Source organism: Aeromonas sp. INTO2, from assembly GCF_049860605.1.
GTDB classification, from domain to species: Bacteria; Pseudomonadota; Gammaproteobacteria; order Enterobacterales; family Aeromonadaceae; genus Aeromonas; species Aeromonas caviae.
The window spans coordinates 1,122,047-1,146,463 of sequence record NZ_CP187588.1 but is presented as its reverse complement, the minus strand read 5'-3'; the positions used below and the strand labels follow the sequence as shown (position 1 = coordinate 1,146,463).

At 56.3% G+C, this 24,417-nt stretch carries 22 protein-coding genes; 1 reads left to right on the top strand and 21 read right to left on the bottom strand.

What is annotated here, in order from left to right:
• Window positions 1-24 precede the first annotated feature (24 nt).
• The 5 genes from ACPW74_RS05505 to ACPW74_RS05485 form a co-directional block, all read right to left on the bottom strand.
• Window positions 25-1,125: a dihydrolipoamide acetyltransferase family protein gene (locus ACPW74_RS05505; RefSeq protein WP_053288328.1), complete on the bottom strand. Its 1,101-nt coding sequence runs from the start codon at window positions 1,123-1,125 to the stop codon at window positions 25-27.
• Between the two features lie 94 nt (window positions 1,126-1,219).
• A complete protein-coding gene (locus tag ACPW74_RS05500; protein ID WP_052814703.1) occupies window positions 1,220-2,206 on the bottom strand; it encodes an alpha-ketoacid dehydrogenase subunit beta in 987 nt (328 codons plus the stop codon).
• Entirely contained in the window at window positions 2,203-3,291 is a 1,089-nt protein-coding gene (pdhA, locus tag ACPW74_RS05495; protein WP_223952974.1) for a pyruvate dehydrogenase (acetyl-transferring) E1 component subunit alpha, read from the bottom strand. Before pdhA ends, ACPW74_RS05500 begins: the two co-directional genes overlap by 4 nt.
• A 271-nt stretch (window positions 3,292-3,562) precedes the next feature.
• On the bottom strand, window positions 3,563-4,582 hold the full coding sequence (gene astE, locus ACPW74_RS05490) for a succinylglutamate desuccinylase (RefSeq protein ID WP_190284031.1): 1,020 nt from the start codon (window positions 4,580-4,582) through the stop codon (window positions 3,563-3,565).
• 268 nt (window positions 4,583-4,850) lie between these two features.
• Window positions 4,851-5,060 (bottom strand): DUF1127 domain-containing protein, encoded by a 210-nt coding sequence (locus ACPW74_RS05485; protein WP_010675316.1) that lies wholly within the window; start codon window positions 5,058-5,060, stop codon window positions 4,851-4,853.
• 530 nt (window positions 5,061-5,590) lie between these two features.
• Between ACPW74_RS05485 and ACPW74_RS05480 the strand changes: the two genes are divergently transcribed.
• Window positions 5,591-6,484, top strand: coding sequence for a DNA replication terminus site-binding protein (locus ACPW74_RS05480; protein WP_319910584.1), 894 nt, complete (start codon window positions 5,591-5,593; stop codon window positions 6,482-6,484).
• Window positions 6,485-6,562: 78 nt separating this feature from the next.
• On the opposite strand, the gene ACPW74_RS05475 is transcribed toward ACPW74_RS05480, so the two are convergent.
• The 16 genes from ACPW74_RS05475 to ACPW74_RS05400 form a co-directional block, all read right to left on the bottom strand.
• Entirely contained in the window at window positions 6,563-10,399 is a 3,837-nt protein-coding gene (locus tag ACPW74_RS05475) for a DEAD/DEAH box helicase (RefSeq protein ID WP_190284029.1), read from the bottom strand.
• Between the two features lie 218 nt (window positions 10,400-10,617).
• Window positions 10,618-11,271, bottom strand: coding sequence for a YceH family protein (locus ACPW74_RS05470; RefSeq protein ID WP_128318179.1), 654 nt, complete (start codon window positions 11,269-11,271; stop codon window positions 10,618-10,620).
• 172 nt (window positions 11,272-11,443) lie between these two features.
• Complete coding sequence (locus ACPW74_RS05465; protein ID WP_182936076.1) at window positions 11,444-11,650, bottom strand: hypothetical protein; 207 nt, start codon at window positions 11,648-11,650, stop codon at window positions 11,444-11,446.
• Window positions 11,651-11,682: 32 nt separating this feature from the next.
• A complete protein-coding gene (gene tnpC, locus ACPW74_RS05460) occupies window positions 11,683-13,326 on the bottom strand; it encodes an IS66 family transposase (protein WP_190284028.1) in 1,644 nt (547 codons plus the stop codon).
• Window positions 13,327-13,374: 48 nt separating this feature from the next.
• Window positions 13,375-13,740, bottom strand: a complete 366-nt coding sequence (gene tnpB / locus ACPW74_RS05455) for an IS66 family insertion sequence element accessory protein TnpB (protein ID WP_041205730.1) — start codon at window positions 13,738-13,740, stop codon at window positions 13,375-13,377.
• Complete coding sequence (gene tnpA, locus ACPW74_RS05450) at window positions 13,740-13,991, bottom strand: IS66 family insertion sequence element accessory protein TnpA (protein ID WP_128318181.1); 252 nt, start codon at window positions 13,989-13,991, stop codon at window positions 13,740-13,742. The genes tnpB and tnpA (ACPW74_RS05450) overlap by 1 nt, the downstream gene beginning before the upstream one ends.
• Window positions 13,963-15,576, bottom strand: coding sequence for an IS1634-like element ISAs25 family transposase (locus ACPW74_RS05445; RefSeq protein ID WP_128318182.1), 1,614 nt, complete (start codon window positions 15,574-15,576; stop codon window positions 13,963-13,965). Before ACPW74_RS05445 ends, tnpA (ACPW74_RS05450) begins: the two co-directional genes overlap by 29 nt.
• 71 nt (window positions 15,577-15,647) lie before the next feature.
• A complete protein-coding gene (tnpA, locus tag ACPW74_RS05440) occupies window positions 15,648-15,770 on the bottom strand; it encodes an IS66 family insertion sequence element accessory protein TnpA (protein WP_257622757.1) in 123 nt (40 codons plus the stop codon).
• Window positions 15,771-15,851: 81 nt separating this feature from the next.
• On the bottom strand, window positions 15,852-16,094 hold the full coding sequence (locus ACPW74_RS05435) for a hypothetical protein (RefSeq protein WP_182936074.1): 243 nt from the start codon (window positions 16,092-16,094) through the stop codon (window positions 15,852-15,854).
• Window positions 16,095-16,266: 172 nt separating this feature from the next.
• Window positions 16,267-17,970, bottom strand: a complete 1,704-nt coding sequence (locus tag ACPW74_RS05430; RefSeq protein WP_425859184.1) for a Wzy polymerase domain-containing protein — start codon at window positions 17,968-17,970, stop codon at window positions 16,267-16,269.
• Window positions 17,971-18,067: 97 nt separating this feature from the next.
• Window positions 18,068-19,144 (bottom strand): LPS O-antigen chain length determinant protein WzzB, encoded by a 1,077-nt coding sequence (locus ACPW74_RS05425; protein WP_425858675.1) that lies wholly within the window; start codon window positions 19,142-19,144, stop codon window positions 18,068-18,070.
• Window positions 19,145-19,270: 126 nt separating this feature from the next.
• Window positions 19,271-20,323, bottom strand: coding sequence for a UDP-N-acetylglucosamine--undecaprenyl-phosphate N-acetylglucosaminephosphotransferase (gene wecA, locus ACPW74_RS05420; protein WP_425858674.1), 1,053 nt, complete (start codon window positions 20,321-20,323; stop codon window positions 19,271-19,273).
• A gap of 82 nt (window positions 20,324-20,405) precedes the next feature.
• A complete protein-coding gene (locus ACPW74_RS05415; RefSeq protein WP_425858673.1) occupies window positions 20,406-21,413 on the bottom strand; it encodes a hypothetical protein in 1,008 nt (335 codons plus the stop codon).
• 63 nt (window positions 21,414-21,476) lie between these two features.
• On the bottom strand, window positions 21,477-22,613 hold the full coding sequence (locus ACPW74_RS05410) for an NAD-dependent epimerase/dehydratase family protein (protein WP_425858671.1): 1,137 nt from the start codon (window positions 22,611-22,613) through the stop codon (window positions 21,477-21,479).
• A gap of 14 nt (window positions 22,614-22,627) precedes the next feature.
• Window positions 22,628-23,212: an acyltransferase gene (locus ACPW74_RS05405; protein ID WP_425858670.1), complete on the bottom strand. Its 585-nt coding sequence runs from the start codon at window positions 23,210-23,212 to the stop codon at window positions 22,628-22,630.
• Between the two features lie 56 nt (window positions 23,213-23,268).
• Entirely contained in the window at window positions 23,269-24,390 is a 1,122-nt protein-coding gene (locus ACPW74_RS05400) for a glycosyltransferase (RefSeq protein WP_425858668.1), read from the bottom strand.
• Between the last annotated feature and the right edge of the window lie 27 nt (window positions 24,391-24,417).

Below are 24,417 nucleotides of genomic sequence, written 5' to 3'. Positions count from 1 at the left end.
CCGCCAGCGGCGGGGTACAGCGGGTCAGACCTGTGCCGACTCCAGTGCCTGGACCAAGGCTTTGAGGAAGCGAGCCGCCTCTCCACCGGTGCAGGCTCTGTGGTCAAACGTCATCGACAAGGGAAGTGCACGCACCGGGCGCGCCTCACCGTGGATGAACACCACCTTCTCGAACAACTTGCCCGCACCTATGATGGCCACCTGGGGTGGTGTGACGATGGGGCTGGCGTAACGGCCAGCGATGGCGCCAAAGTTGGTGAGGGTGATGGTTGCCCCCTGCAGCATTTCCCGCGGCACGGCACGGGCCTTCACATCGGCGATCATCCGATCCAGTCCCTGCCGTATGTCAGCCGAGTCCCGTTCAGCCACGTTCTCCATCACGGGCACATAGAGCCCATGCTTGGAGTCAACCGCGATGGCCACATTGACCTCCCTGAACAGACGCCGCGACAGGGTCTCTCCGTCAAACCACGCATTCATGGAGGGTTCGGCCCGACACGCCACGCCGATCGCCTTGATAAGGCGCACAGTCACATCTTCATCCGGGCGCCAGTGGCGCAAGTCCACTTCGTCGGTGATGCTCACCGGCACCACAGTCCGGTGCGAGAGCTCCATCGCCTTGGCCATGGCCCGGCGCGAGCCTTTCAGGAATTCGTTGCCGCTCTCCTGCTGGGCCTCGAACGCCTGCTGCACATCCTGCTCGGTCACCATGCCAGCGCTGCCGGTTCCCTTGACCTTGTCGATGTCCAGCCCCAGTTTTTGCGCCAGCAGACGGACCGCTGGCATGGCTTGCACCAACGTACCGCCGGGCGCCATGGCCCCCACCACGAAATGATCCTCGATATGCTGCTGATGGGCGCTGACCTTGCCAACGACGGTGCCGTCATCCTCGCCCCCTTCAAACTCCACCAACGGTGCCCCGATGTGGAGGATGTCCCCCTCCTGCCCGCACAATCTGGCGATGACCCCGGCCACCGGCGAGGGCACATCCACCAACGCCTTAGCCGTCTCCACCGACAGCAGTACCTGATCTACCTGCACCGTATCACCGGCGCTCACCTTCCACTCGACGATCTCGGCCTCGGCCAGTCCTTCGCCCAGATCCGGCAATTTGAAAAATTTCATGACCTGCTCTCCCTCTGCTGGGACATCACCAAACATTGACAGACACCATGGAGCCCTGTGGCCCAGGCACTTGCGCATCCGTACCTGTCGCGCGTCATAGCCACTGGTTCTCCATCAGTTGCCGAGCTGCCTGCGCGATCTCCTGCTCGGTGATGAGGTAATACTCCTCGTTGCGATAGTAGGGGACGGCGGCATCCACGCCGGTGAGGCGTCTTGGCGGCGCCTTGAGGGCAGTCATCGCCTCTTCGGTCACCTGGGACACGATTTCGGCACCCACCCCGAAACTGCCACAGGCTTCGTGTACTACCAGCAACCTCCCGGTCTTGCGTACCGAGGTCAGGATGCTCTCCATGTCCAGGGGTTTGATGGTGGCAAGATCCAGCACCTCGCACTGGATGTCCTGCTCCGCCAGCAGGTTCGCCGCCCGCATGACTTCCTGGATGCAGGCTCCCCAGGCCACCACAGTGATGTCCCGGCCGGGACGCAGGGTAAAGCAGACATCCAGCGGCAGGCCGATGCCGTCATCCACCACATCCGACTTCATGGAGCGATAGATGCGATCCGGCTCGAAGAACATCACGGGATCCGGATCCCGAATAGCCGACAGCAGCAGGCCGTAAGCTCGCTTCGGGCTCGAAGGGATCACCACCCGCAGCCCGGGGATATGGGCAAACAGGGCCTCGACGCTCTCGCTGTGGTGCTCGGGCGAATGGATGCCGGCGCCGTAGGGGGAGCGGTAGACGATGGGACAGGTGACACGGCCACGGGTTCGGTTTCGCATCCGTGCCGCCTGGCAGATGATCTGCTCCATGCCCGGGAAGATGAAGCCCTGGAACTGGAACTCGGCCACGGGTTTGAGCCCCTGGGTCGCCATACCCACCGCCACTCCGGCGATGAGCCCTTCGGCCAGCGGCGTATCGATGACCCGCTTGAACCCGAATTTATCGCGAAGCCCCACTGTGGCGCGAAACACACCGCCGTTGACCCCCACATCCTCCCCCAGTACCACCACATCAGGATCGCGTGCCATCTCGTGGTGCAACGCCAGATTGATCGCTTCGAGCAGCGTGATATCGCTCATAGTCCGCCCCCGCTCTGCTGCATGCCCTTGGCGATGATGCGTTGACGCTGGGCAAGATAGGCCTTCGGCAGCTCGGCAAACTGGTAATCGAGCAGGGTCTCCGGCGCCTGGGGCGTGATGGCCTCGTAGGCGGCAACGGCGCGTTCCACTTCCCGGCCCGCCTCTGCCAGCAGTGCCTGTTCCTGCTGCTCATCCCACCAGTCCCGTTCAAACATGAACTGGCGCAGCCGCTTGACCGGTTCCCTGGTCCAGGCCGCTTCCACCTCGGCGCCGTCACGATAGCGAGTCGCATCATCGGCGGTGGTGTGATCCCCGAGCCGGTAGCTGACGGCTTCGATGAGCGTCGGCCCCTTGCCGCTGCGAGCCCGCTCGACGGCGGCGCGGGTCGCCTCATAGACCGCCACCACGTCATTGCCGTCCACCTGGAGGCTGCGCACCCCGGCTCCTATGCCCTTCTGGGCCAGAGTGGGCGCGCTCGACTGCAACTTGCGCGGCACCGAGATGGCCCATTGGTTGTTGTTGATGATCATCACCATGGGGAGATGCCAGACACCGGCACAGTTGAGCCCCTCGAGGAAGTCTCCCTTGGAGGTGCCGCCATCGCCGATGGTCACCACGGCGACCCTGGGCTGGTTGCGCAGCTTGAAGGCGGCCGCGATGCCGGCAGCATGGGTGATCTGGGTGGCGATGGGAACGCAGATGGGCAAGTCTTCCGACAACTCGCCATCGGCCTTGTAGAAGACACTGCCCCGTTCATCGCCGCCCCAATACTGCAGGTTCTGCTCCATGGGCACGCCCCTCACGTAGAGAGTGGGCATGTCCCGGTAGTAGGGCACATAGACATCCTCTGGCTGCATGGCGAGCCCGACCCCGATCCCCACCGCTTCCGCCCCGAGATGGGAGGGAAAGGTGCCGAGTTTGCCGGTTCGCTGCAGTGCTATCGCTTTCTTGTCGTAACTGCGCACGATCACCATGTTGCGGTAGAAGGTGTGCAGCATCGCCTTGTCCAGCCAGGTCGGCAGTGTCGCGACCGGGCGCCCCTCCTCATCGAGGTAACGAAGGAAGGGAATGTCGACATAGGTCATAACTGGCTCCTTGCCGTTGTCAGCGTCACCACCATGAGGTGACACTCAAAATGTAAACAACATGTTAACTAAAGGGCAACGAGATTCATCCAGGTAAGACCAGTAGAAACTTCTTTTATTTTCGAAGGTAATCGGAACTTTCGGCGAGCAGAAACAAAGAAGGGAGCCTGTTCAGGCTCCCTGTTATATCGAGTTCGGGATCATACCCATCACCGCCATGCTGCTTGCCACCGCCCGTGGCGCAGGATCAGCATGACAAAAAGGCGTCAATTCACTCCCACAAACGGGTGGGTACCACCAGCAGCATGGTGCGCTGTCCGATGGCCACGTTGGCGTTGGGGAAGACCACCGCCTCCCGCGGTTTCTCTACCCTGTATTGCTGATCCCCATCTTCTGCCAGCACAAAACCCTGGGGAAATTCGGTGAAATTGTCCACATCGCTGGCAAACAGGAAGCGGAACTGCTCCGACTGCTTGTTGATCACCCGATCTATGGCAAAAAGGGTGAAGTCATCGGCTCGCCATGGCTCGAGGGCTACCTCATCCCGGGTCACCAGCTCCTGCAATGTCTGGCGCACCTCGATGAAGCGAGTCATGTCGTTTTCACCGAAAGGCCGCACCTTGCCCAGCTCCACCGTAAAGGCATGGGCGCCGTGCTGGTGCGAGCTGTAATAGCTGAAGGTGGTAGTCGGGCCGCTCGAGAGCAGTATGGTGCGCACGCCGCAGGCACCGAGGAAACGTACCTGCTCCTTGCAGTGGGGGCGTTCGTGGGGGAAGGGATAGACGGCAAACTTCTCGTGGCGCGAGCCGCGAATGGCGGTATGCAGATCGTAGTGGTAACGGGGCCTGCCCGAGTCGGCAAAGAAGCGGCTCACATACTGCTCCAGACGCATGGCGCGGATGCGCTCCCGGTTGCACAGCCCCTCCCCCTTGCTGTGGGCACCCGAGAAGAGGCGGTTCATGTTCTCTTCCACCTCCCTCACCCCGTGGTTCATGGCGGCGGGGTTGCCAAAGAGGAAGAGCACCCGGTGACGAACCTTGAGCTCCTCTGCGAGCAACCGGGTCAGCAACTGGTTGCAGATCTCGATAGGGGCGGTCTCGTTGCCGTGGATGCCGCAGGAGAGGACGATGTCCTTGTGCCCGGGTTGCCCCGCCTCGGAAGCGGGTTCCAGGCAGATCACGCCGGTATCCCACACGCTCACCCGGGTACCGTCGGTCAGATTGAAGGCGAAAGGCTCGAGCTGCCACTCATGGCGGCGCGTCAGGGCCAAAAAGTCATGCTGGGGAATCATCCGTCTCACCCTTTAGTCTGGAATGCCATGGCCGGATTATACGCAAGGCAACCGGGCTTAAAATCAGTTTTTAAACAAATTCAAACAGTAAGGATACAAAAGTGGCGAGAATGAGTGACAACTCATGCAACAGAGTCAAGCGGGGGAAACACGGGAGAGGGAAAGCGGTGAACGGGTATCGGCAGGTGAAGGCAGCATGCCTTCGGCAGACTAGTGGGCATCATGCCCCTGGTATCAGCAGAAAAACAAGGCATCCATGCCCGGCTGATCAACCACGCCAGAACGGCTTGGTGGTCTCTTGATAGCGGTCGGCTTCGTTCAGACCGATGTCCTTGAGCAGGTAGGCGGGCAGCTCGGAGAGCTGGCGACGGCTGCGGCTGCGTTCCAGCCAGGTCAGGACGGTCATCTTGACGCGAGCAACCAGATTCGATTCGCTGGAATGCTGGTAACCGGCTTCGGTATAAGTCATGTTGGCCATGATATGGCTCCTCTCTCTCGTTCTGCGCAAGGCTCGGATTTGATGCGCAAAGCTTAGTCAGGGCGGGGAGGTGCCTCAATTGACGAATTTTGATACATGACATTAGTAAAAGTAATGGTTGATATCGCTAAGGAAAGAGCCATAACTATATGATTTTAAAATGAAATAATGCTAAAACTTTCCCCCTTTCAACCTGGCAGCATTTTCTCCTGCGCCACCCACTTCTAACTATGCACTTTCCCACGCTAGCTATGCACGGCACGACGGCGAGTCAGCAGGGTGCAAACTCTCGGCCACCAGGGTTTGTTAACAAATAGATCGCAGCAAGATCGTTATTTAACAAAAAGTTACGAACAGGCAACCTGAACCGGATGCCCCCATGTCACCCCCATCCTCAGGGTGGCACCGGACACTTGGCACCCTGCCATCATACTGGTATGGTTATTTATACAGTGGTTTATCATGCAGCCTCCCCACACTGCCCCAATATCATGCTGAACAGGGGAGCGGCACACACACAGGATCTGCCGATGGACACCTTTACCCCCACCGCCGCCCTGCGTCAACAGATGGCCCTGCTGGAGGCGTCGCTGGCACGTCTTGCCAGGCAACTGGGCCAGCTCGAGCTGCTGGAGGCTCATGTCTATCCCCTCCCGGCCGTGGCCCAGGGGGAAGAGCATGAGCCCATCGAGGCCATCGAGGTGGGCTATCTCTCGGGCGAGGCGGCCCTGGCCGCCACCCTCGCCGCCTTTCAGGACCACAGCGCCCGCCCCGGCTGCTCCACCAAGGCGACCCACCGTCTGCCCGGCTGGCTGCGCTTTCCTGCCGCCAGCGCCAGGGAGCTGGCCCCCGTCATCGAGGAGATCAACGCGCACAAGCTCGCCTTCAAGGCCATGGTGCAGGCGGCGGGCGGGCGGGACGAGAAGTTCGAGCTGGTGCACGGTGCCCTGCCCGGTGTCATCACCCTGCAGGTCTATCGCAAGCTGACCTGGCTTCGGGGGGATCTGCATTCGCTGGGCTTCACCTGGGCCGACAAGCAGAGCATCAGCCGCCTCAGCCGGGAGCAGGTACTGGAGATGCTGGAGCGAAGCCGCCGGTATGTACCGGCGCTCTTTGACAACGAAGAGTGGAGCAAGATGGTGGATCAGGAGGTATACGACATTCGCCGCCTGCCGGCGGATGCCGCCCTGCGGATCCGCAGGCCGGTCAAGACCCACCCCATGATCAACCTGCTCTGGCAGGACCGGGAGCCCCGCAAGCAGCAGATCAAGGCGAGCCTTCCCCTGCTGCTCTGCTCCGATACCCAGCCGGCCGTCACCCATCTGGGCCACTACCCACCCAAGCTGCGCCAGGCACGCCGGGATCGCAAGATTGGCGGTGACCCCATCATAGAGCGGCTGCACCTCTACCTCTATCAGGGGTAGCGCAGGCTCGGCACCGCCACAAACGACAAGGGGAGCATCACGGATGCTCCCCTTGTCACATCGAGCGACAGCCCGCCGTCAGCTCATCAGCAGTGCCCGCAGGCTCTCCACATCCAGCCCCTTCACCTCGGACTGGCCGCTCAGGAGGCCGTCGGCCAGTGCCCGCTTCTCGTCGTGCAGCGCCACTATCTTCTCCTCCACCGTCTGCTCGCACACCAGGCGATAGACGGTCACCGGCTGGGTCTGGCCCATGCGGTGCGCCCGATCGCTCGCCTGATCCTCCACCGCCGGGTTCCACCAGGGATCGAGGTGCAGCACGGTGTCGGCCTGGGTCAGGTTGAGGCCCGTGCCCCCCGCCTTGAGGCTGATGAGGAAGAGCGGCACCGTTTCATGGCGAAAACGCAGAATGGACTCCTGACGGGACTTGGCCGAGCAGCCCCCATCCAGATAGCAGTAGTCCCACTGCCGCTGTTCGATACGGCTGCGCAGCAGGCTCAGCAGATCGACAAACTGGCTGAACACCAGCACCCGGTGGCCACCATCGATGGCTTCGTCCAGCAGCGCCATCGCCTCGTCCAGCTTGCTGCTGGTCTGGGACCACTCCGGCATCACCAGCTGGGGGGAGCAGCAGAGTCGGCGCAGCCGGGTCAGGCCGCTCAGCACATGCATCAGGGCACGGCCATCGGCACTTTGCACCTGCTGCACCACCTCTCGCCGGGTCGCCTCGTAGAGCTGACGCTCCTCGGGGGAGAGGCTGATGTGATGGATGATCTCGGTCTTGTCCGGCAGCTCCGTCAGCACCTGTTGCTTGAGGCGGCGCAGGATGAAGGGGCTGATCACCGCCCGCAGCATCGCCATGTGCTGGGGATCCTTGACTGCCTTGCCAAAGCGGCGCTTGAACTCCCCGAGGCTCCCGAGCAGGCCGGGGTTGATGAAGCTGAACAGGCTCCACAGCTCCCCCAGATGATTCTCGATGGGGGTGCCGGAGAGGGCGAGGCGAAAATCCCCGTCGAGCTGGAACAGCAGCTTGGCGCGCTGGGTACCGGCATTCTTGATCTGCTGTGCCTCGTCCAGCACCATGCTCGACCAGCGGCGGGACTTGAGCGCCTGGGAGAGACTGCCGAGCATGCCGTAGTTGACCAGGACGATCTGTCCAGCCCTGGCCCCCTGGATCAGGGTCTCCCGCTCGGCGGGATGGTCGAACACCACCACCTCGAGCTCAGGGGCAAAGCGGGCCACCTCCTCCTGCCAGTTGGTGACCACTGACTTGGGCACCACCACCAGCGCCGGGCCCAGGTGCTGGCGCATACGCAGCACGATGAGGGCCTGCAAGGTCTTGCCCAGGCCCATGTCATCGGCCAGACAGGCGCCAAAGCCGTGATGGGCCAGGGTCGCCATCCAGCGTACCCCCTCCTTCTGATAGTCCCGCAGCGCCGTCAGCAGCTCGGGGGGACAGCTCACCTCCTGCTGCCACTCCTGCTGAAGGTTCTGCCAGGCGGCATCCCCCTCGGTGGTGATGACGGAGAGCAGGCGGGCCAGCGGATAGGCCAGCTTGTTGTTGATGCGCTGCTCGTTGTCCAGCATGGCGCCGAGCACGGTGAGGCGTTCCACCAGCTTGTCGCTCAGCATCAGGCTGGTCTTCTCGTCGAGCTGCACCGTGCGCTGGCCCGGAGTCAGCTGGCGCAGGATGAGGCGAAGATCGAGGATCTGGTGCTCGTCCAGCGAGAGCGCCCCCTCCACCTGGAACCAGTCCTGACGCCGCTCGATGCGAAGGCTCAGGGCCGCCTCATCAAGGCTCTTGAGGCGGGCGCTGTCCTGGTGCCAGTGCACCACCACACCGGCGTCCACCAGCTCGGGCAGGGCGTTGACCAGGGTAAGCGCCTGCTCCCCGTCCAGCTTCCACTCGTTGCCGGGCAGGCCGATGGGCAACTGGTTGCGAAGGCGCTGGGCATCCTCTTTCTCGGCAGCCAGATCCCGCTGCCAGTAGTGATACTCCCGGATACCCTGGCGCACGATGGCCTCCCCCTTGCCCAGAGGCAAGGGCGGCAGGTCCCCCTCCCGGGTCACCAGCTGGACCACGAGCTGCCCCTCCTGCCAGTCGAGCAGGACGGAGGGAACGCCGGGCCAGGGGGCCAGCTCGGCATTGCCCCTGAGCCCCGCCACCTGGCTGTGCCAGGGAAGATCGGGGATCGCATCCAGCGTGCGTTGCAGCTCCTCGAGCCCGGCCGGCGGCAATGCCGGAATGGCCTCCAGGGCCGGTAATCTGTCCAGCAGTGCCTGCGGTGTCAGAATAAGCTGCCACAAATCCTGAGCCAGGGGGACGATGTGCGCACCGCGGGCGGCGGGAGCAGGATGTAGTCTGGCGCTCATGCCCTCCCCGCTCTGTACCAGTTGCAGCAGGGGGGCGCTGACGGCCAGTTGCAGCTTCTGTCCCTTGGCATTGAAGAGGCGAGGATGGTTTGCCAGGGGCACCCAGGCATCCCGGGGCAGCTTGCCCATGTTGCGCGGCAGGGTGCGCACCAGTGCCCAGTCCGCCTCGTCCAGCAGGCTGGCGTACTGGGTGGAAAGCAGGGCCGGATCGACCCTTCGCCCGGCGGTCCACTCCCCCTTGGTGCTCTGCTTCTGGATCTTGCACTCAAGCTCAGGCCCCTCTGCGTGGAGCAGCCAGACCAGCCGCTCCTGGGGCTTGCGCACCCCGCTCGAGCGTCCCAACCCCTGCAGCCAGTTGAGCCAGCTTGCAGAGGCGGGGGCCTTGCCTTCCTCCTCGGTGGCATCCTCTTCCTCCCCTTGAGCAGGGCGCAGCGCGCGCAGGGGCCAATGGGCGGCCTCCCGGCCCAGCAGGAGTCGCAGCAGATCCTGGCAGAAGGCCATCAGTCGATGCCGGGGCTCGGCGTCCAGCACGTGGGAGAGGTCCCACTTGTGCAAGATGGTCACCTGGGGGCTCTGCTCGCCGTGGCGCGCCAGGGCGCAGAGATCGAGCCAGAGGTAACCCCAGTGGAGCTCCTCCAGCGGCAGTTGCAGGGTATCGAACAGGCCGACCGCCTGGCCGTGGCGATCTCCGGCCCACTGCCCCAGCAGATCGGCCAGCAGGGGGGAGTAATGGCCCAGACTGCGCTGCCACTTCTTGCGCTGCTCGCTCCCCTGCACCGGATCTGCCTGTTGCAACCAGCCGAGCCAGAGCAAGGCGCTGAACATCCGAGGCCAGGGCGACGCCTCTTGCCCCTGCCACTGGCCAAGCGCCCCCAGCAGCCGCTCGGCCAGGGGCTGCTCATCCCCCTGCTGCGCCAGTTGTTGCAGTGCAGGCCAGTGAGTGGTTACCTCGCCCCCAAAGGAACCGCAGAGCCACTCCCATTCGCGGGCGCGAGCCTGGATCTGGCCAGAGAGCGCCGGGGAGCAGGAGGCGACCAGCGTTGCCAGCGGCCAGCCCTCGTCAGGCTCTGCGTCAAGCAGGGCCTGCAGGGCGAAGTGCTCGAGCAGCAGGGCCTGCCAGGCGGGGCTGGAGCCTGCCAGCAGGCGGGGAGCATCGGGGAGATCCAGGAGGCTCAGGAGCTCGGCACTCTGGTAATAGGCCGGGATCTGCCCCGCCTCCCCCAGACAGAGCTCGCGCACCACCTCCTGTGCCCGCTCCAGGCCCGTGACCGAGGGGATGCGGGACCACTGCGGCATGGGGCACTCCCCCGCACGCACCGCCAGGATCAGGGTCAGGGTTCCCTCTGCCGTCAGACTCCACTGCTGCTCCGTTCGTTGACGGACAAGCCCCCACTGCTGCAACTGATCGAGGGTGTCGAGCAGCGCACGCCCGGGTGCGCCCGGGGCATAGAGGGTGTCTTGCAGGTAACGAGTGCTGGCGGCGCGCTGCAATTGCAGCTCGCACAGCAGGGCATGGCAATCTGAAGAGAGGGTGAAGGCTGACATCAGAACTCACGGGCAAGTGCAAAGGCGGAATTTTAACGGGAAAGCGGCGGCGGCTCGACCCTTAAGCGCGAAATAGTGCAAAAAAGCTGGCGCCTTTGATGGGTACGCGAGCGACAGGGCTGACAGGGCACTCGCCCCTGCCACCGGGCAACGGGCCACAGGAGGGGCGCGGTCATCAAAAAAGGCGCCGCAGCGCCTTCTGGAAACAGATTGTTGGCTCAGCCTTCCAGCCGGGCCAGACGGGCTTCCAGCCCCTGCAACTGCCCCTTGAGGTGCTCGACCTCTTCCTCGAGCGCTGCCAGTCTGTCTGCCGCCGGTGACACAAGGTTGCCAGCGGGCGCCACGTCGGCCAGCGCCTGCAGATCCACCTCGCCACTGAACAGGTGCGCGTAGCGGGATTCCCGCTTGCCCGGCTCACGGGGCAGCTTGACCACATAGGGCCCCCGCTCGATGAGGGTGGCCAGCACGGCATCCACCTCGGTCACATCCTCGAAGCTGCACAGCCGGTTGGTGCGCGAGCGCAGCTCACCCGGGGTCTGGGGGCCCCGCAGCAATAGCTCGCAGATAATGCCGAGCTCCTGGGCGCTGAACTTCAGTTCACCGAACTCGGTGTTGCAGAAACGGTGCTGATAGCGGGGCACCCGGGCATTGAAGCCGGCGGTGTTGACCACCAGACGGCGGCGGATCAGTTCGTCGATGACGGCGCGGATATCCAGCTCGGCGAGCTCGAGCACGGGTTCACGGTTGCTCTTCTGGTTGCAGGCATTGACCAGTGCATTGAGAGAGAGAGGGTACTGATCCGGCGTGCAGATCTCTTTCTCTATCAGGCAGCCGATCACGCGCGCCTCTAATGGGCCTAGTACTATCTCCATTTCATACTCCCTTGCCAAACAAGACGTTAAGACGGTTATCTTAGCCAAGGCGCTCTCGCCGTCCAGCACTGAACCGCATTTTTGCGAGCCGATGAAACCCTTGATGAAACATCGTACAATCCGGCCGCAACCAGGGGGCTAGCCCCCGGACATCATACCGCCAGGCAGCCCCCTAGATGGACTTGTCGACCCGGGTATCCGTTCCCGTGGTCAGGATGCGCACCTTGTCCCCCTTGTTGAACCTGAGCGCGGGCTCCTGATCCTGCACGACGTTGAGCAGTTTTCCCGCCTCGGTCTTGATCAGCAGCTCGACCGTCTGCTTGCCCTGCACGCTCTGCTGGTTGCCCTGACGGCGACGGGAAGCCTCAGCCCCCGCCACGGCCCCCACAGTGTAAGCGCCGCTAAATCGACCTACTTGCCTTCGTTGTATTGCGCCACTTTTTTTGCAATGGGCTCCAGCGGGACGTTCCAGGGTAGCAGAGCTTCGAGTTTTTCCAGGCTATCAGCATCGCCGATCTGCGCCAGCACATAGTTGATATACGCTGATGGCTCCAGGTCATTTGCTTTGGCTGTCTCCAGCAACGAGTAGCAGGTCGCGCTGGCCTTGGCGCCTTGCGCGCTGTCGGCGAACAACCAGGCCTTGCGCCCCACGGCGAACGGGCGGATCGCGTTCTCCGCCAACACATTGCTGATGTGTAGATCACCCCGCTCGCAGTAGCCGACCAGATAGGGCCATTGCCCCAGCGTGTATTCCATCGCCTGTCGAGTCAGCGAGCCTTTCATCACCTTGCCGACGTTATTGTCCAGCCAGGTTTTGAGCTCCGCCAACAGGGGCATGCTACGTGTCTGCCGTGCCTGATAACGCTCGGCATCACTGCGCTCCTTCTGCTCCCGCTCGATGGCATAGAGTTTACCTATGTACCCCAATGCTACATCGGCCAGGCCAGTGCTGGCTTTGCTCTTGCCTTTGTCCTTGCCTTTGCCCTTAGGTGCGGCTCGGGTCGCTTCGATGAATTTGCGCCGAGCATGATCCCAGCAGCCAATCCGGGTGAGACCGCTCTCTTTGCACACCTGGCTATAGCCGGAATAGCCATCAGCTTGCAGTATGCCGCTAAAGCCCTCCAGCAGACGCACGGGTACGCTTCCGGCGCGTGACGGATCATATTCAAATAATACAGAGGGGCGGCCCGGCGGACCGCCGCGGGTCACCCACATCCATTTGTCCGATTGCGCGGTTTTGCCCTCTTCTTTGAGCACCTGGATCCGCGTCTCGTCGGCTTGCAGGTACGTCGCGTGGTTCTGCTCCTCGCGCAGCAGGTTCATCAATGGCTGGAACACCTCATCCAGCCGGATGATCCAGTGGGCCATATTGGTGCGGCTCACCTCCTGCCCTAGGCGCTTGAACATCTGCTCCAGACGGTACAGTGGCAGGCCATCAGCATACTTAGAGGTAATGATGTAGCCCAGCAATGACGGCGTGGCGATACATTTGCCCAGCGGGTGTACGGGGCGGTTGGCCGCGAGGATCACCTCTTCGCCATCACGCTCGAACACCGCCTTCTCTTGCCAGATCTCCAGCACCTTGAGTTGAGCCGGAATGAACTGCAACTCCTCTTTGACCTTGGTAAAGAACACCTTGCTGGCCCCGGCTTTCTGCTCATCGCTGAGGGTGAGTTCGATGCGCTCGCGCAGCAGTGAGGCGGAGAAGCCACGTTGACGCGGCTTGGCCTTTGCTTCGGCAGTTTGCGGCAGGTCATCGGGTAACTGGGCCAGCAGGGCGTCCATGTCCGCTTCCAGCTCTGCCTCATCAAAGAGCTGGAGCTGATGGAGTTTCTCGCTGCTGGCGGCAAAGCGCTGGATCCTGCGCAGACGCAGCAGCTCTTCGAGTAACAGGATATGGGCGTCACGCCGCTGGATAGCCTCTTCTTTGGATTGAAGAGCTTCGTCTTTTAACGCCAACTGTTGCTGAAAACCCGCAATAACCGCCAACAACTCAGCGGCGCCAAGGCCGCTGAGATCAGGTGATGGGGTGAGGTTTTCTGGCGTAGTTTTCATGGGGAAATTATAACAAAAACAAGGCGGTAAAGCACGAGATTGGTGGTATTAAAGCGTCTCGTAATGCAGTGTTTTATGGCCCTGCATCAAGGAGATATCGTAGCCATCGAGCAACCAGTTGATCTGCTCGGAAGAGAGGGAGAGTAGCTCATCGGCAGACGATGGCCACTTGAATTTCTCCTCGGCCAGCGCCTTGTAATAGAGCACAAAGCCGTTGTCCTCCCACATCAGACACTTGATCTTGTTGCGGCGGCGATTGGTAAAGGCATAAAGGGCGCCGGTGAACGGGTTGTGCCCCAGTTGCTGCTCGACCAGCGCCGCCAGGCCGTGGGCCTGTTTACGAAAATCGATAGGAGCCCGATAGAGGTAGATCTGCGGCATGGTCAGTGCCGGACGCAAGTAACGAGGGCGCATTACAACTGCCTCATGATAGCGCCGAGCAAATCGATATTGCCCGGATGTAACCCGGAGAGAGTGATCCCGTTGGGTAAGGTGAGCGTCAAGCCGACTTCGGTCCCGACAGGAGCAGGCATGGCTACTCTGACAAAGCCAGGAAGAGAGTCCGAGTCTACAGGCTGTTCGAGCTTTTTACGCCAGTAAGCAAACTGGTGATAGACCCGATATTCCGCACCTGATTTAGGAATAAATTTGCCGATAGCGCTCACCCAATACCTCCAAAATGATCTGCTGGTCTCCTGTTAGCTCCGTTACTTGTGGCGGAGCTTCTCCCAGTCGATATTCATGGATGCCACCAAAGCGCAAAAAGATCCAACGGGCCGTCGGCTGCTGGGTCGGTTTCTTTTTCATATCCGCCACACTGCGATTCTGCTCACCTAATCCCTGCCGGATCCGGTGCTCCAACGCTGCGTAAATCATCAGGCTACAGGTCATCACCATGAGCAACGCTTCAATCCGCTCCGGCTTTTTCAGGTACAGTGAGGAGGTTAAAAACTCCGGGCTCTTGAGAAAACGAAAGCCCCGTTCGACATTCTGCTGCGCTTTATAGGTGGCCAAAAGTTCGGCCATGGTCAGCGTATCGCTGTGGTCATTGGTCGCCAGGATGAACACCCCGGTCTGGTTGCGGGCCTCTTCAACGCAAGCCAGGCTAGTTGCCGCCAACCCAGTGATTTGAAACTGATGGCCAATTGGCTCTTCGCCACGCTTGGGTCTGCCACGTCCTGTATAAACGGGTTCACCTACCACTTCGGCATCCAGTTGCAGCAGCATCAAGCTGGCGGTAAAACAGCTCAACTCAGCTTGGGCATCCGCCTCACAAGCAAAGCGTCGGGCACACAATTTGGCGAAGGCTTTGAGCTCGCGGGTACTGTCTTTGAGCAGGTTTTTGGCCAATGTCTGCTGCTCGCGGTGGCTGGCTTGTTCGCTGCGCACCAGCAACCAACGTTGCGCGACCCCGGCATAATTCGCGTGTTGCCAACGGCCATGATAGCCATTGCCCAGAGCGGTCAGCGGTTGTGCACCTATGGTTGCCACGGCCTGCTTTGCCTCATTGAGAGTGACGGGCACCCGGGTCACAAATAGTTGCTGCTGTTGCGCCAGTAATTGCAAGGTATCGGCGCAGTACAGTGCGGCATCGCCGACCAGATAACGGCACTCCTGCGCGGCCTTGAGACTGCTCAAATGGCGACGAACGGTCTGGGCAAAGGCTTTGGTGTCATTACTATTGCCGCTCAGGGCCTGCATATAGACAGGTAGGCCAGCCTGATTTTCACAGATGAGCTCAAGGATCACTTGATTCAGCTCTGGCCGGTGATCACGACTATAACCACGCACCAGTTGCAGCTTACCGACCAGATCCCCATCGGCACAGTCATAGGCGCCATCGACGTGGAAGCTGGTAATATCGAGGTGCACTGCGGTGCTTTTGAGCCCCAGCCGCTCGACAACTTGCGCCGCCATCACCTGATACAAGGCGCTGACATCGGCCTCAAAGAGGGCATCGAGACAGCGACCGAGCACATCATCATTGAGGTCATCAGCACAGATCCCGGGGCCAATCAGGCGCTCAACCGGCTTGTTAGCGAAGAATTGCGGGAAGATGTGCAGGGTGCTGCTGTGAAAGCCGAGGCCGTTCACTATCATGGCGACCAAGGCTTCACCATGTGAGACCTTGAAAGGCGGGGTTTTGGGGAGCAAGGCATCGATCATGCGGGCAATGCCCAGTTCCTGGCAGAGTGCGGCGACCAAACCAAGGTGATCGAGGTTACGGATCGAGATAGCGGGTGCGGCCATGATGATCTACCTGCAAAAGAGAGTAATAGATCAGAACGGCCGATCGCCGTCAAGCACTGAAAATAGCAAAATCAGGTGCGGAATGACGGATAGACCAGTGCCTGGCTTTTGCAAAAGGCGTGGCCGGAGAGGCCGGAGTCAAGCCAGGCAGTGATCTGCTGCTGCCAAAAATCAGCACGTTCTTGAGTGGTCATAGTGAAAATCCAGCGAAGAGGTAATGGATTTCAAGTGTGACGAGCTGATTTTGGGAAAAAAAGATGCCGATTCAAGGGCGCTTACCCCACAGTGGTGGCGACTGTCTGGCCCGAGCCACCACCAAATTGGCTGCCGACGGCCGCCCCCAGGGCCGCAGCCCCTATGGTGCGAAGGGGCCGGGTAGTTCCCTGCCGGGGCGCCTCCTGGGTGAGGAGGCGGCTCTCCTGTACCGTGCCGTATTCCACCTGGGCGCTGGTGCCCGCGACAGCAGGCGAACCCGTCAGGGCGAGCAGGCTGATGACGATGAATGCACTCTTCTTCACGATATCCACTCCGGTGACGACCAAGACCCGATGACGCCGACCCCGCCTTGGGCCACGCCATCCCCCCGGGGAGACTACACCACCAAAGCTGACTGCCAGCTTGCCCGGGGTGGAAATGATCACGGCCGCGAGGCGGCCGTGATGGAAAGACACCGAGGGCTGTCACTCCGGACTATGAAGAGGGCTTGCGCTCCAGGGTGGTGGCGACCGACCTGGCCGCCGATCCGGTGAGCAAGGGCTCACCCGGGTAGAGCTGCAGGGCTCGGGAGCGCAGGCTCTCTGCCTCCGCCGTCCGTCCCAGCGCCTTGAGGGCGAGCACCATGTTGGCGTAGATGTTGGCTCGCGGGGTGTGACGCACAAAGGTCTCACCCCAGTCGAGATAGGCCTCCAACTCGGTTGGGTTGTTGGCCCGCAACCCCACCGCCAGCCGCACCGCATTCACGTCAAACTCCACCCGGGTCAGCCAGGCCATGGGATTGACGATGTCCAGCAGCAGGGCAGGCTGCTTGTAACCGCCGCGCTCGTACTGGGTCACCACCCAGGCGGTGTGGATGGCCGTCAGCATAAAGGGCACCACGATGAGGGGAATGGCGATGGCCGCGAAACGCAGCAGCAGCCAGGGGCGATAGGTATACTCCCGCCAGCTGGCCTCGCCCCCCTCCTCCACCTCCGCATCCAGCACATGGACGAGCAGCAGCAGGGCCCACCAGTGGGCGATGGCGTGGTAGAACGGGTACTCGGTCTGGGTATGCAGCAGGATGGGCGTCACCAGCGCCAGCAGGGCCGGGCCCCTGACCCAGCCAGCCCGGCTCACCCGCCACAGCAGCGCCCCGCCCATCAGCACCATGCCGAACATGGGGGCGATGCCCCCCTCCACCGCCCAGTAGAGGAACTCGCTGTGGGGGTGGTCGAGGTTGTATTCGATCTGCACCATGGCGGGATGTTGCGCCTTGTCGGCCATATAGTGCTGCAGGAAGACGGACTCGAAACTGCCGTAGCCCCAGCCGGTCCAGGGAGCCTCGGCAATCAGCTTCGCGGCATAGGGCCAATAGATGGAGCGCATGCCGCCGGACTGGTAGATTTCGAGCCCCCGCTTGACACCACTCATTCCATACTGGGAGACCAGCCCGAACGCAACCCCCAGGACAACCAGACCCAGCATCCGGCCCAGCTGGCGCTGACGATAGAGCTGCGGCACAAGCAGGATAAGAGCCAGCGCCCCGCCCAGTTGCCCTACCCGGGATTGCAATACCACCAGCAGCAAGCTGGTGGACATTATCACCCCATAGCGCAGCCCCTGGAGCCAGGGATTGCCCTCCCTCCGTAGATCCAGCCAGATGGCCAGCGCCAACCCGGTCGCCATAAAGCTCGCCATCACATTGGGTTGCTGGAAGATGCCGTAGGGGCGGTTGGCCCGAATGTCATAGCCTATCCAGTTGCCCGGCGTCAGCAGGTAATATTGCACCAGGCCGAGCAGCGCCTCGATGGCGACGGCCCCGAGCAGCAGATAGAGCAGCCTGTCGCGGGCCGGACGCCCCAGCCGCCACTGGTAGAGACCGAAGAGGAACAGCAAACCGGCAAAGAGACCCAGCAGGCGCGGGATGGCGTAATCCTGGAGCTCGAAGCCGGGATAGGCCATGGGCAGCAACAACAGCAAGGCCCCCAGCCAGAGCCCCAGCTGCAAGGATGAGATCACCAGCCGCTGGCGCAGTGTCACCTGCCACAGGCCGAGGGCGATGACCAGGCTGGCGAAGATCCAGCCCCAGGCGTTGAAGGGCAGATAGAGCCCGGCCCCCCCCGGATTGTGCATAAAGAAATGCATGCCCAGCAGCCAGTAAAGGACGCTGACGATCACCATGCCCCTCGTCGTTGTCATCATTTTTTGCGGCCCCTTTCATCCATATAGGCAACCCCCATGTGCTGCGCCCAAAAAACAAAAAGGGGCTGATGCCCCCTTCGCTCATAGATAAACACTATACCTGTGCCTGTTCCGGCCTGCGAAACGCATGACGCACCAGCACAATTCCCACCCCCAGCATACCGCCGAGCAGGGTGGCCAGCACCACGATCAACGGGCGTTTGGGTTTGTCGCGGCTCAGGGGCTCATCAGGCGCATCCAGATAGGAGAAAGGACGAAAGGTCGCCTCCTCCAGAGAGATACGCTTCATACGCGCCATCTGAACTTGCAGAGCTTGCAACTCGGGCTTGTAGACCTCGATGTCGAGGGACTTCAACAGGGCAAGCTTCTTTTCCAGCGCCTTGGTCCCTAGGGTGATGGAGAGGCGCTCCTGAGCTGCGTAGTTTTCCAGCGGGGCGACAACGCCTGCCGCCTTGGCAATGCTGTTAGCCAGCTCAGTCTCGGAGATATCTTGTTTCAGCACGCGCTTGGCATCTTCCAGCATGAGCTCATAGCGGGTGACCATCCCCTGCAGCTGGAGAGAGCGCTGATCATCGAGCTGACGAACCATCCGCTGCTGCTGCAAGTTGATGATGTAGTCGATATAGCCCTGCAGCATCGCCAATGACGCCTCAGCAGTCGGGGCGGCAAAAGCGATCTCGACACCCGGCTTCTCACCCTTCTTATCCACAGGCTGTGCCACTACCAACTTGCTCCAATCACGCAGCCAGCGGCGCTGCGCCTGCTCGTCGAGCCCAAGCGTCTTTACCTGTTCGGCAAACAGCGGGCTGGTTTTCAGATAGTCCTGATGGTTTTCGTAAGCATTGAACTCCTGCACAAACTCCTCATAGAGAGCCTTGCCAGCGGGGAAGCCCTCTAGCCCGAGCGCGGCAGCCTGCACCGATACTTTCTGCATCGGCAGCAGATCTTCCTGCTTGGGCCCAATAATCACCGCCTTGGCGGACCACTGCTGGGGAGCTGTCAGCGCATAGCCCACGCCAGCCACGGCAAAAAGCGCAGTAATAAGGAGGATCAACCCTTTCTGTCGCCACAGCAGCAGCACCAGCTCGCGCAGATCGATTTCGTCAGCAGTGGCTTGCCAGCCCTGTGGCAATTGAGCGTCAGAGTTGGGGTTTATCTCTTTGTTGGTCATAACAGCGGTCATTTCCTAATCAGTTTGGAGAGTGAATAAAAGGGGCCTGACGATCCTTGTCCGACAAAACCAAGGACATATTTTCCATTAGCGGCCAGGCAAAAGTCAGTGTGGGAGAGACTCAATTTAATTAGGCTCACTGGCAGTTTTTGGTTTAATTCTAGAGAGAATACGCCAGATATTATTAAGCAACTGGTAATAGAGGAAAAATACCAGAGTAAATAACAACAAGCTGACCCACTCCGGCACGCCGCCATATTCAAGGGCAATCCCCACAACAGCCAACAGGGTCGCAGTACCGCAGATCACCACCAAGGCTTGATGGGATGAAAGCCCCGCCCGCAGGCAGATATGATGCAGATGTTCGCGATCCGGCTTGAATGGCGAGACACCTTTCCGAATACGCCGCACCATGATGCAGGTCATATCCATCAGCGGAATGGCAATTAACCAGAGCGCCGTGACCGGGTTCATCTGCGCTTTTGGCCCTTGGGTGCCCTGCAACAATACCCAGATCACGGTAAAGCCGATCAGCATGCTGCCCGCGTCCCCCATAAAGACCTTTTTGCGCCAGCCAAAGGGGAAGCCCAGATTCAAGCAGATATAGGGTACCACCACGATCATCATCATCAGGCAGAAACGAGCCAAAGGGAGTTGTCCATCGGCGTAGTGGATATAAGCGAGCGCACCGAAAGTCACCATAGTGAGCCCACCTAATAAGCCATCGATACCATCCACCATATTAAAGGCATTAATAGCACCAAGCACAGCAAAGATGGTGACGATATAGCCAAGCGGCCCCAAATCCACTTCATAGCTAAAGAAAATATGACCAAGACTCTTTAAGGAAAGCCCGGCGGCAAAGATCATCGCGCAAGAGATCAGGATCTGCACCACCAACCTGACGCGATAATCAACATCATATTTATCATCGATGGCCCCCATCATCACCAATACGGAAGCACAGAGCACATAAACATCCGAATTAATAAGTAACTCTGGTTTAAGCCATAGCGCTAGCATCAGCGTAAAATAGATTGAAATCCCCCCGACTAAAGGAACCAATCCCTGATGTAGTTTTCGCTCATTGGGACGGTCAACTAAATTTATTTTTTTAGCTACACGCCTTAATATAAATAAGAAAGAAAAGGCTGCCACAAAAAATGACAAATATTCCATACGATACACCAGGAGTATAATGAATATGTAAATGCGTTGACTTTAATGTCAACAATATGAATAAAAACATCACGACATAAATTTAAAGCAAATTTTTCAACCAGCTATTTAGCGTATATTTATTTAAAATAATTGGATCTATGGACTCAAACTCTGACAACAAAAAATTTTCGTCAATTTTAGGGTTTTTACGATCTACCACACAAATGTTATTGGAGTTGTAGAAGTCATACTCAACCACATTTTTATTTGTTGTAATTAATTTCTTTTGTAATCCCAGCATTTCAATAGTTCGCATTGTCAAACCATTTTGATTGGGATGCTCAACATCAATGACAAACGCGGAATGCATTAAAATCTCTGTAATTTGTGCAGAAGACATGGAGTTAAAAGAAATCTGGTTAAAAGATAGTCCTGTCATTTCACTGCTCAAACATTTTTTCATGAAAAAAAGCAGCTTACTTGGACAATAAAAGAATAAAAAATTACTACTAAGTGATACCGATGAAAACTGCGCCATTACTTTATTAACGAATGCATAGCGGTCACTGTGTGCCGTACCAATGAATGCTGCATTGTAATGCGTTATTATAGAATCGCTAGCACTGTAATTTCTAATGTCATATTTGCGAGTAAAAAACAACGGCAGAAAATTAACATTACTATTATTTATAGTATCTGTTTTATCAAAAGTGGCCACCTTATCAAATGCATCAATAAGATTAGCTGCATTTTTTTTATTTCTTATTGAATCCCACATATAGAGTACAGTATGAATACTTGGGCAGCTCTTTTTGATGCGCTGAATAAAATCTAAGGGGATCGTCTCAGGATTAACCACCAATAATAAATCATATTTTTCTGTATCGGCTTTAGCTAAGATCGAATCATAATATTTACATATTTTTCTACGTATGAATAATTTAAAGTTAATTCTATTGAAAATTTTATAAATCGAAGAGCTGAATGGACGCTCATCATAAAAATCTACGACAGCCCCCAACTGAATCAATTCATTTTCTATTTCTCGCTCATAGCCAAAAAAGCGAGGACATATAAATAGTATGCTCTTACCAGCTAAATCATTCATTTTATTTACCAATGCTAAAAACAGCGCCTTGGCTACTAATAAACCAAGGCACCGTCATGATATTTATTTGTACAGACCTTTCTTTTTCATTTCATCGATGGATTGATCATAACGGTCACTTTGTACATCTTGTAAGTTCACCCAATCGGTAAATTTTTTCATACCTTGAACAAAACTAACCTTGGGTTCAAACTCCAAATCCTGCTTGGCCTTGGTCAAATCGGCGTAGTTGTGGCGAATATCACCGACTCGATAGTTACCGCTCACCTGAATCTTAGAATCACTCTGATAAATTTCCTTGAGGGTTTGTGCCACAGTCAATACATCTGTGCATACGCCAGCACCGACATTGTAGGCCTTGCCCGCAGCCTTATCACTATTTATCGCCAGACAAATAGAATCGACAACATCATCGATATAAACAAAATCACGACTTTCCTTACCATCTTCGAAAATATTAATATCATTGCCATTTTTGATTCGCGTAGAGAAAATCGACAAAATACCAGTGTAAGGATTAGAAAGTGATTGGCCGGCACCATACACATTTTGGAAACGCAACGCAACCGTATCAACCCCCACACTATTACCGGTGATCAAGAACATTTGTTCTTGCACTTGCTTCGTCACACCATAGATTGACGAAGGATGGATTTTACTCTCTTCATCGGTTGCCATAAGATCAGCATCAATCCCACAAACTGGGCATTTAACATTGAAATCTCCTTGCTGCATAGTGATATCATCACGTGCTCCAGGATAAACAATGCCATGAACCTGGCAATGATACTTTCCCTCACCATAGATTGAGCGAGAGGACGCAATTATCATTTTTTTTATGTGGTGTTTTTCATTAGCCAATAGATCAAGAAAAATAGCACTACCACCAATATTCACATCGCTATAGCGCTTAATTTGATACATAGACTGGCCCGTACCTGTTTCAGCTGCTAAATGAACTACAGTGTCAACACCCTCTAGCGCAGTTAACCAATCGTCTTTAGATTCAACGGTACCTTTAATAAAGGTAACTTTTTCTTTAATTGCCACATAGAGCGGTGATAAATCAGGATTATTACCGTGTATTTGATGAGATAAATTATCCAATACAGTTACTACATAGCCATTATCAACCAACTTCAATGCTAAATTTGAGCCAATAAAACCAGCACCACCAGTTATCAGTACATGTTTTTTCATTATATAATCCTAAATTATGATTTAGCTAAATTAGCTAAAAATTCACCACTACTATCTGTGCGCTTCCAACATTTATCATTCATATCATAACGCTTAATGATAACTGCTGGCGAACCAGCTAGCATACAATAATCATCTATCGTCCCTTTGACGACAGAGTTTGCACCAACTATGCAAAAATTACCTAACTTTGTACCAGGTAGTATAACGGCGCCATAACCAATAAAAGAATTATGGCCAATATAGGTTTTTGATATTTTCAATGGTTGCTGCATCACATGGACAGCCATATCATCAAACGTATGGTCTACATCCGCAATATAAACATTTGCAGAAATCGTCGTATTCGTGCAGATTCTAACTTCATCTGCACAAATAGCATGAAGATTTTGACCAATGGAAACATCATCCTCAATAATAAAATCCCCTGAGTGATACACCTCAATTCTGGCATTGGGATAAATTCTAACCTTACGGCCGAAATAAAAACCTTTAAGACCTGATAAGTAAAGAGGCTTGCCTATGTAGCTAAAAAAGCCAAATTTACCTACAAAAAAACTTAAAAATATCGCTCGCAGCATCCATATTATTTTTTTCATGTCATATTCCAAAATAGAAGTTTAGAACACGTTCCTGACTCCAATCTAAGGCTAAACTATGAAAGAAGAAGTCTATTGACTAATGAATTCCAATCAGGCAATACATCCTTATCATTTTTTTTAGAAGTTTTATCGTATACCAAATTTCCATTTATAAAACAGATTAAATCAACTGCTAGAGCCTTATGATCGTTCACATTAATAAACTTGACCTTATCATATTCTCCTAACGTCTCATGAGCATAGGGTAAATTGGCCAACAATATAGGTTTATTAAAGTCTTTAGCCTCAACTATTGGTAGGCCCCACGTTTCAAGCTTTGAAGGGAAAAGGATAAGATCAGCCGATAGATAATAAGTGTTAACCTGTTCCCTATTAAGACAACCGACGAATTTCACTGAATTTAAATGTGAGTATTTGGCATACAACCATTTAGCATAACGTGACTCAGTTCCATCGATAGTGATAATAAGTTCAAATTCCTTTGAAATAGAACGATCAAAATTACGCTCAATGAATTCAACCGCATCAAGAAGCAGTTCAAAATTTTTAAACATTCTAGGTAGAGCTGGATAAAAGAATCTAAATATGTTTTTCTCTTGTTCAATAACTTCAAACTGCTCCTTTTCTAGTGAGATAGATTCTTTTGAATTAGGTTTAGCAACTATTGTTTTTTTTATTTTGAACTCAGACTCAAATAAATCAGCAAACCATTTTTGCTGACAAATTACCGCCTCATTCGATGAAATATTTAATTTGTAAAGAAACTTATATAGTTTTGAAAAAAGGAAAAATTTATAATCAAAAACAAAGTCCTTTAGAGTAGCATCGTAAGCTGGCGAAGGATTATGACAATATACATACTGTTTTATATTCGCAGATCTGCATAGAATAGGGGTCATATCATGCATCGCAAGCCAGATATCAGGTTTTATTTTTTTGGATAAAAACCAACAATAACCATATTCAAACAAACAACGTAAAAGCCAACTTTTTTTTACTATGGGAAATTCTATAAACTGTATATTACGCCTCATACAACTATCAAAAAGAGAAATATTATTTACCAAACAAATCAATTCAACATTCTCAATCTTGGAAAAAGCTACTACTGCATCTTGAAATACTTTTAGCGGCCCACCCTCGATGAGATTAACTCCAGAAATTACGACTTTCATTGGAAAATCACCATGATAATGAATAAA

Coding starts and splice junctions, on each gene's coding strand:
- tnpC (WP_190284028.1), bottom strand. CDS start 13,326: ATGAAAACTACGCCAGAAAACCTCACCCCATCACCTGATCTCAGCGGC.
- ACPW74_RS05425 (WP_425858675.1), bottom strand. CDS start 19,144: ATGACCAACAAAGAGATAAACCCCAACTCTGACGCTCAATTGCCACAG.
- ACPW74_RS05470 (WP_128318179.1), bottom strand. CDS start 11,271: ATGGAGATAGTACTAGGCCCATTAGAGGCGCGCGTGATCGGCTGCCTG.
- ACPW74_RS05445 (WP_128318182.1), bottom strand. CDS start 15,576: ATGGCCGCACCCGCTATCTCGATCCGTAACCTCGATCACCTTGGTTTG.
- ACPW74_RS05500 (WP_052814703.1), bottom strand. CDS start 2,206: ATGAGCGATATCACGCTGCTCGAAGCGATCAATCTGGCGTTGCACCAC.
- tnpB (WP_041205730.1), bottom strand. CDS start 13,740: ATGCGCCCTCGTTACTTGCGTCCGGCACTGACCATGCCGCAGATCTAC.
- ACPW74_RS05405 (WP_425858670.1), bottom strand. CDS start 23,212: ATGAAAAAAATAATATGGATGCTGCGAGCGATATTTTTAAGTTTTTTT.
- ACPW74_RS05505 (WP_053288328.1), bottom strand. CDS start 1,125: ATGAAATTTTTCAAATTGCCGGATCTGGGCGAAGGACTGGCCGAGGCC.
- ACPW74_RS05475 (WP_190284029.1), bottom strand. CDS start 10,399: ATGTCAGCCTTCACCCTCTCTTCAGATTGCCATGCCCTGCTGTGCGAG.
- ACPW74_RS05410 (WP_425858671.1), bottom strand. CDS start 22,613: ATGAAAAAACATGTACTGATAACTGGTGGTGCTGGTTTTATTGGCTCA.
- pdhA (WP_223952974.1), bottom strand. CDS start 3,291: ATGACCTATGTCGACATTCCCTTCCTTCGTTACCTCGATGAGGAGGGG.
- ACPW74_RS05415 (WP_425858673.1), bottom strand. CDS start 21,413: ATGAATGATTTAGCTGGTAAGAGCATACTATTTATATGTCCTCGCTTT.
- wecA (WP_425858674.1), bottom strand. CDS start 20,323: ATGGAATATTTGTCATTTTTTGTGGCAGCCTTTTCTTTCTTATTTATA.
- ACPW74_RS05485 (WP_010675316.1), bottom strand. CDS start 5,060: ATGGCCAACATGACTTATACCGAAGCCGGTTACCAGCATTCCAGCGAA.
- ACPW74_RS05480 (WP_319910584.1), top strand. CDS start 5,591: ATGGACACCTTTACCCCCACCGCCGCCCTGCGTCAACAGATGGCCCTG.
- ACPW74_RS05430 (WP_425859184.1), bottom strand. CDS start 17,970: ATGACAACGACGAGGGGCATGGTGATCGTCAGCGTCCTTTACTGGCTG.
- tnpA (WP_257622757.1), bottom strand. CDS start 15,770: ATGACCACTCAAGAACGTGCTGATTTTTGGCAGCAGCAGATCACTGCC.
- ACPW74_RS05400 (WP_425858668.1), bottom strand. CDS start 24,390: ATGAAAGTCGTAATTTCTGGAGTTAATCTCATCGAGGGTGGGCCGCTA.
- astE (WP_190284031.1), bottom strand. CDS start 4,582: ATGATTCCCCAGCATGACTTTTTGGCCCTGACGCGCCGCCATGAGTGG.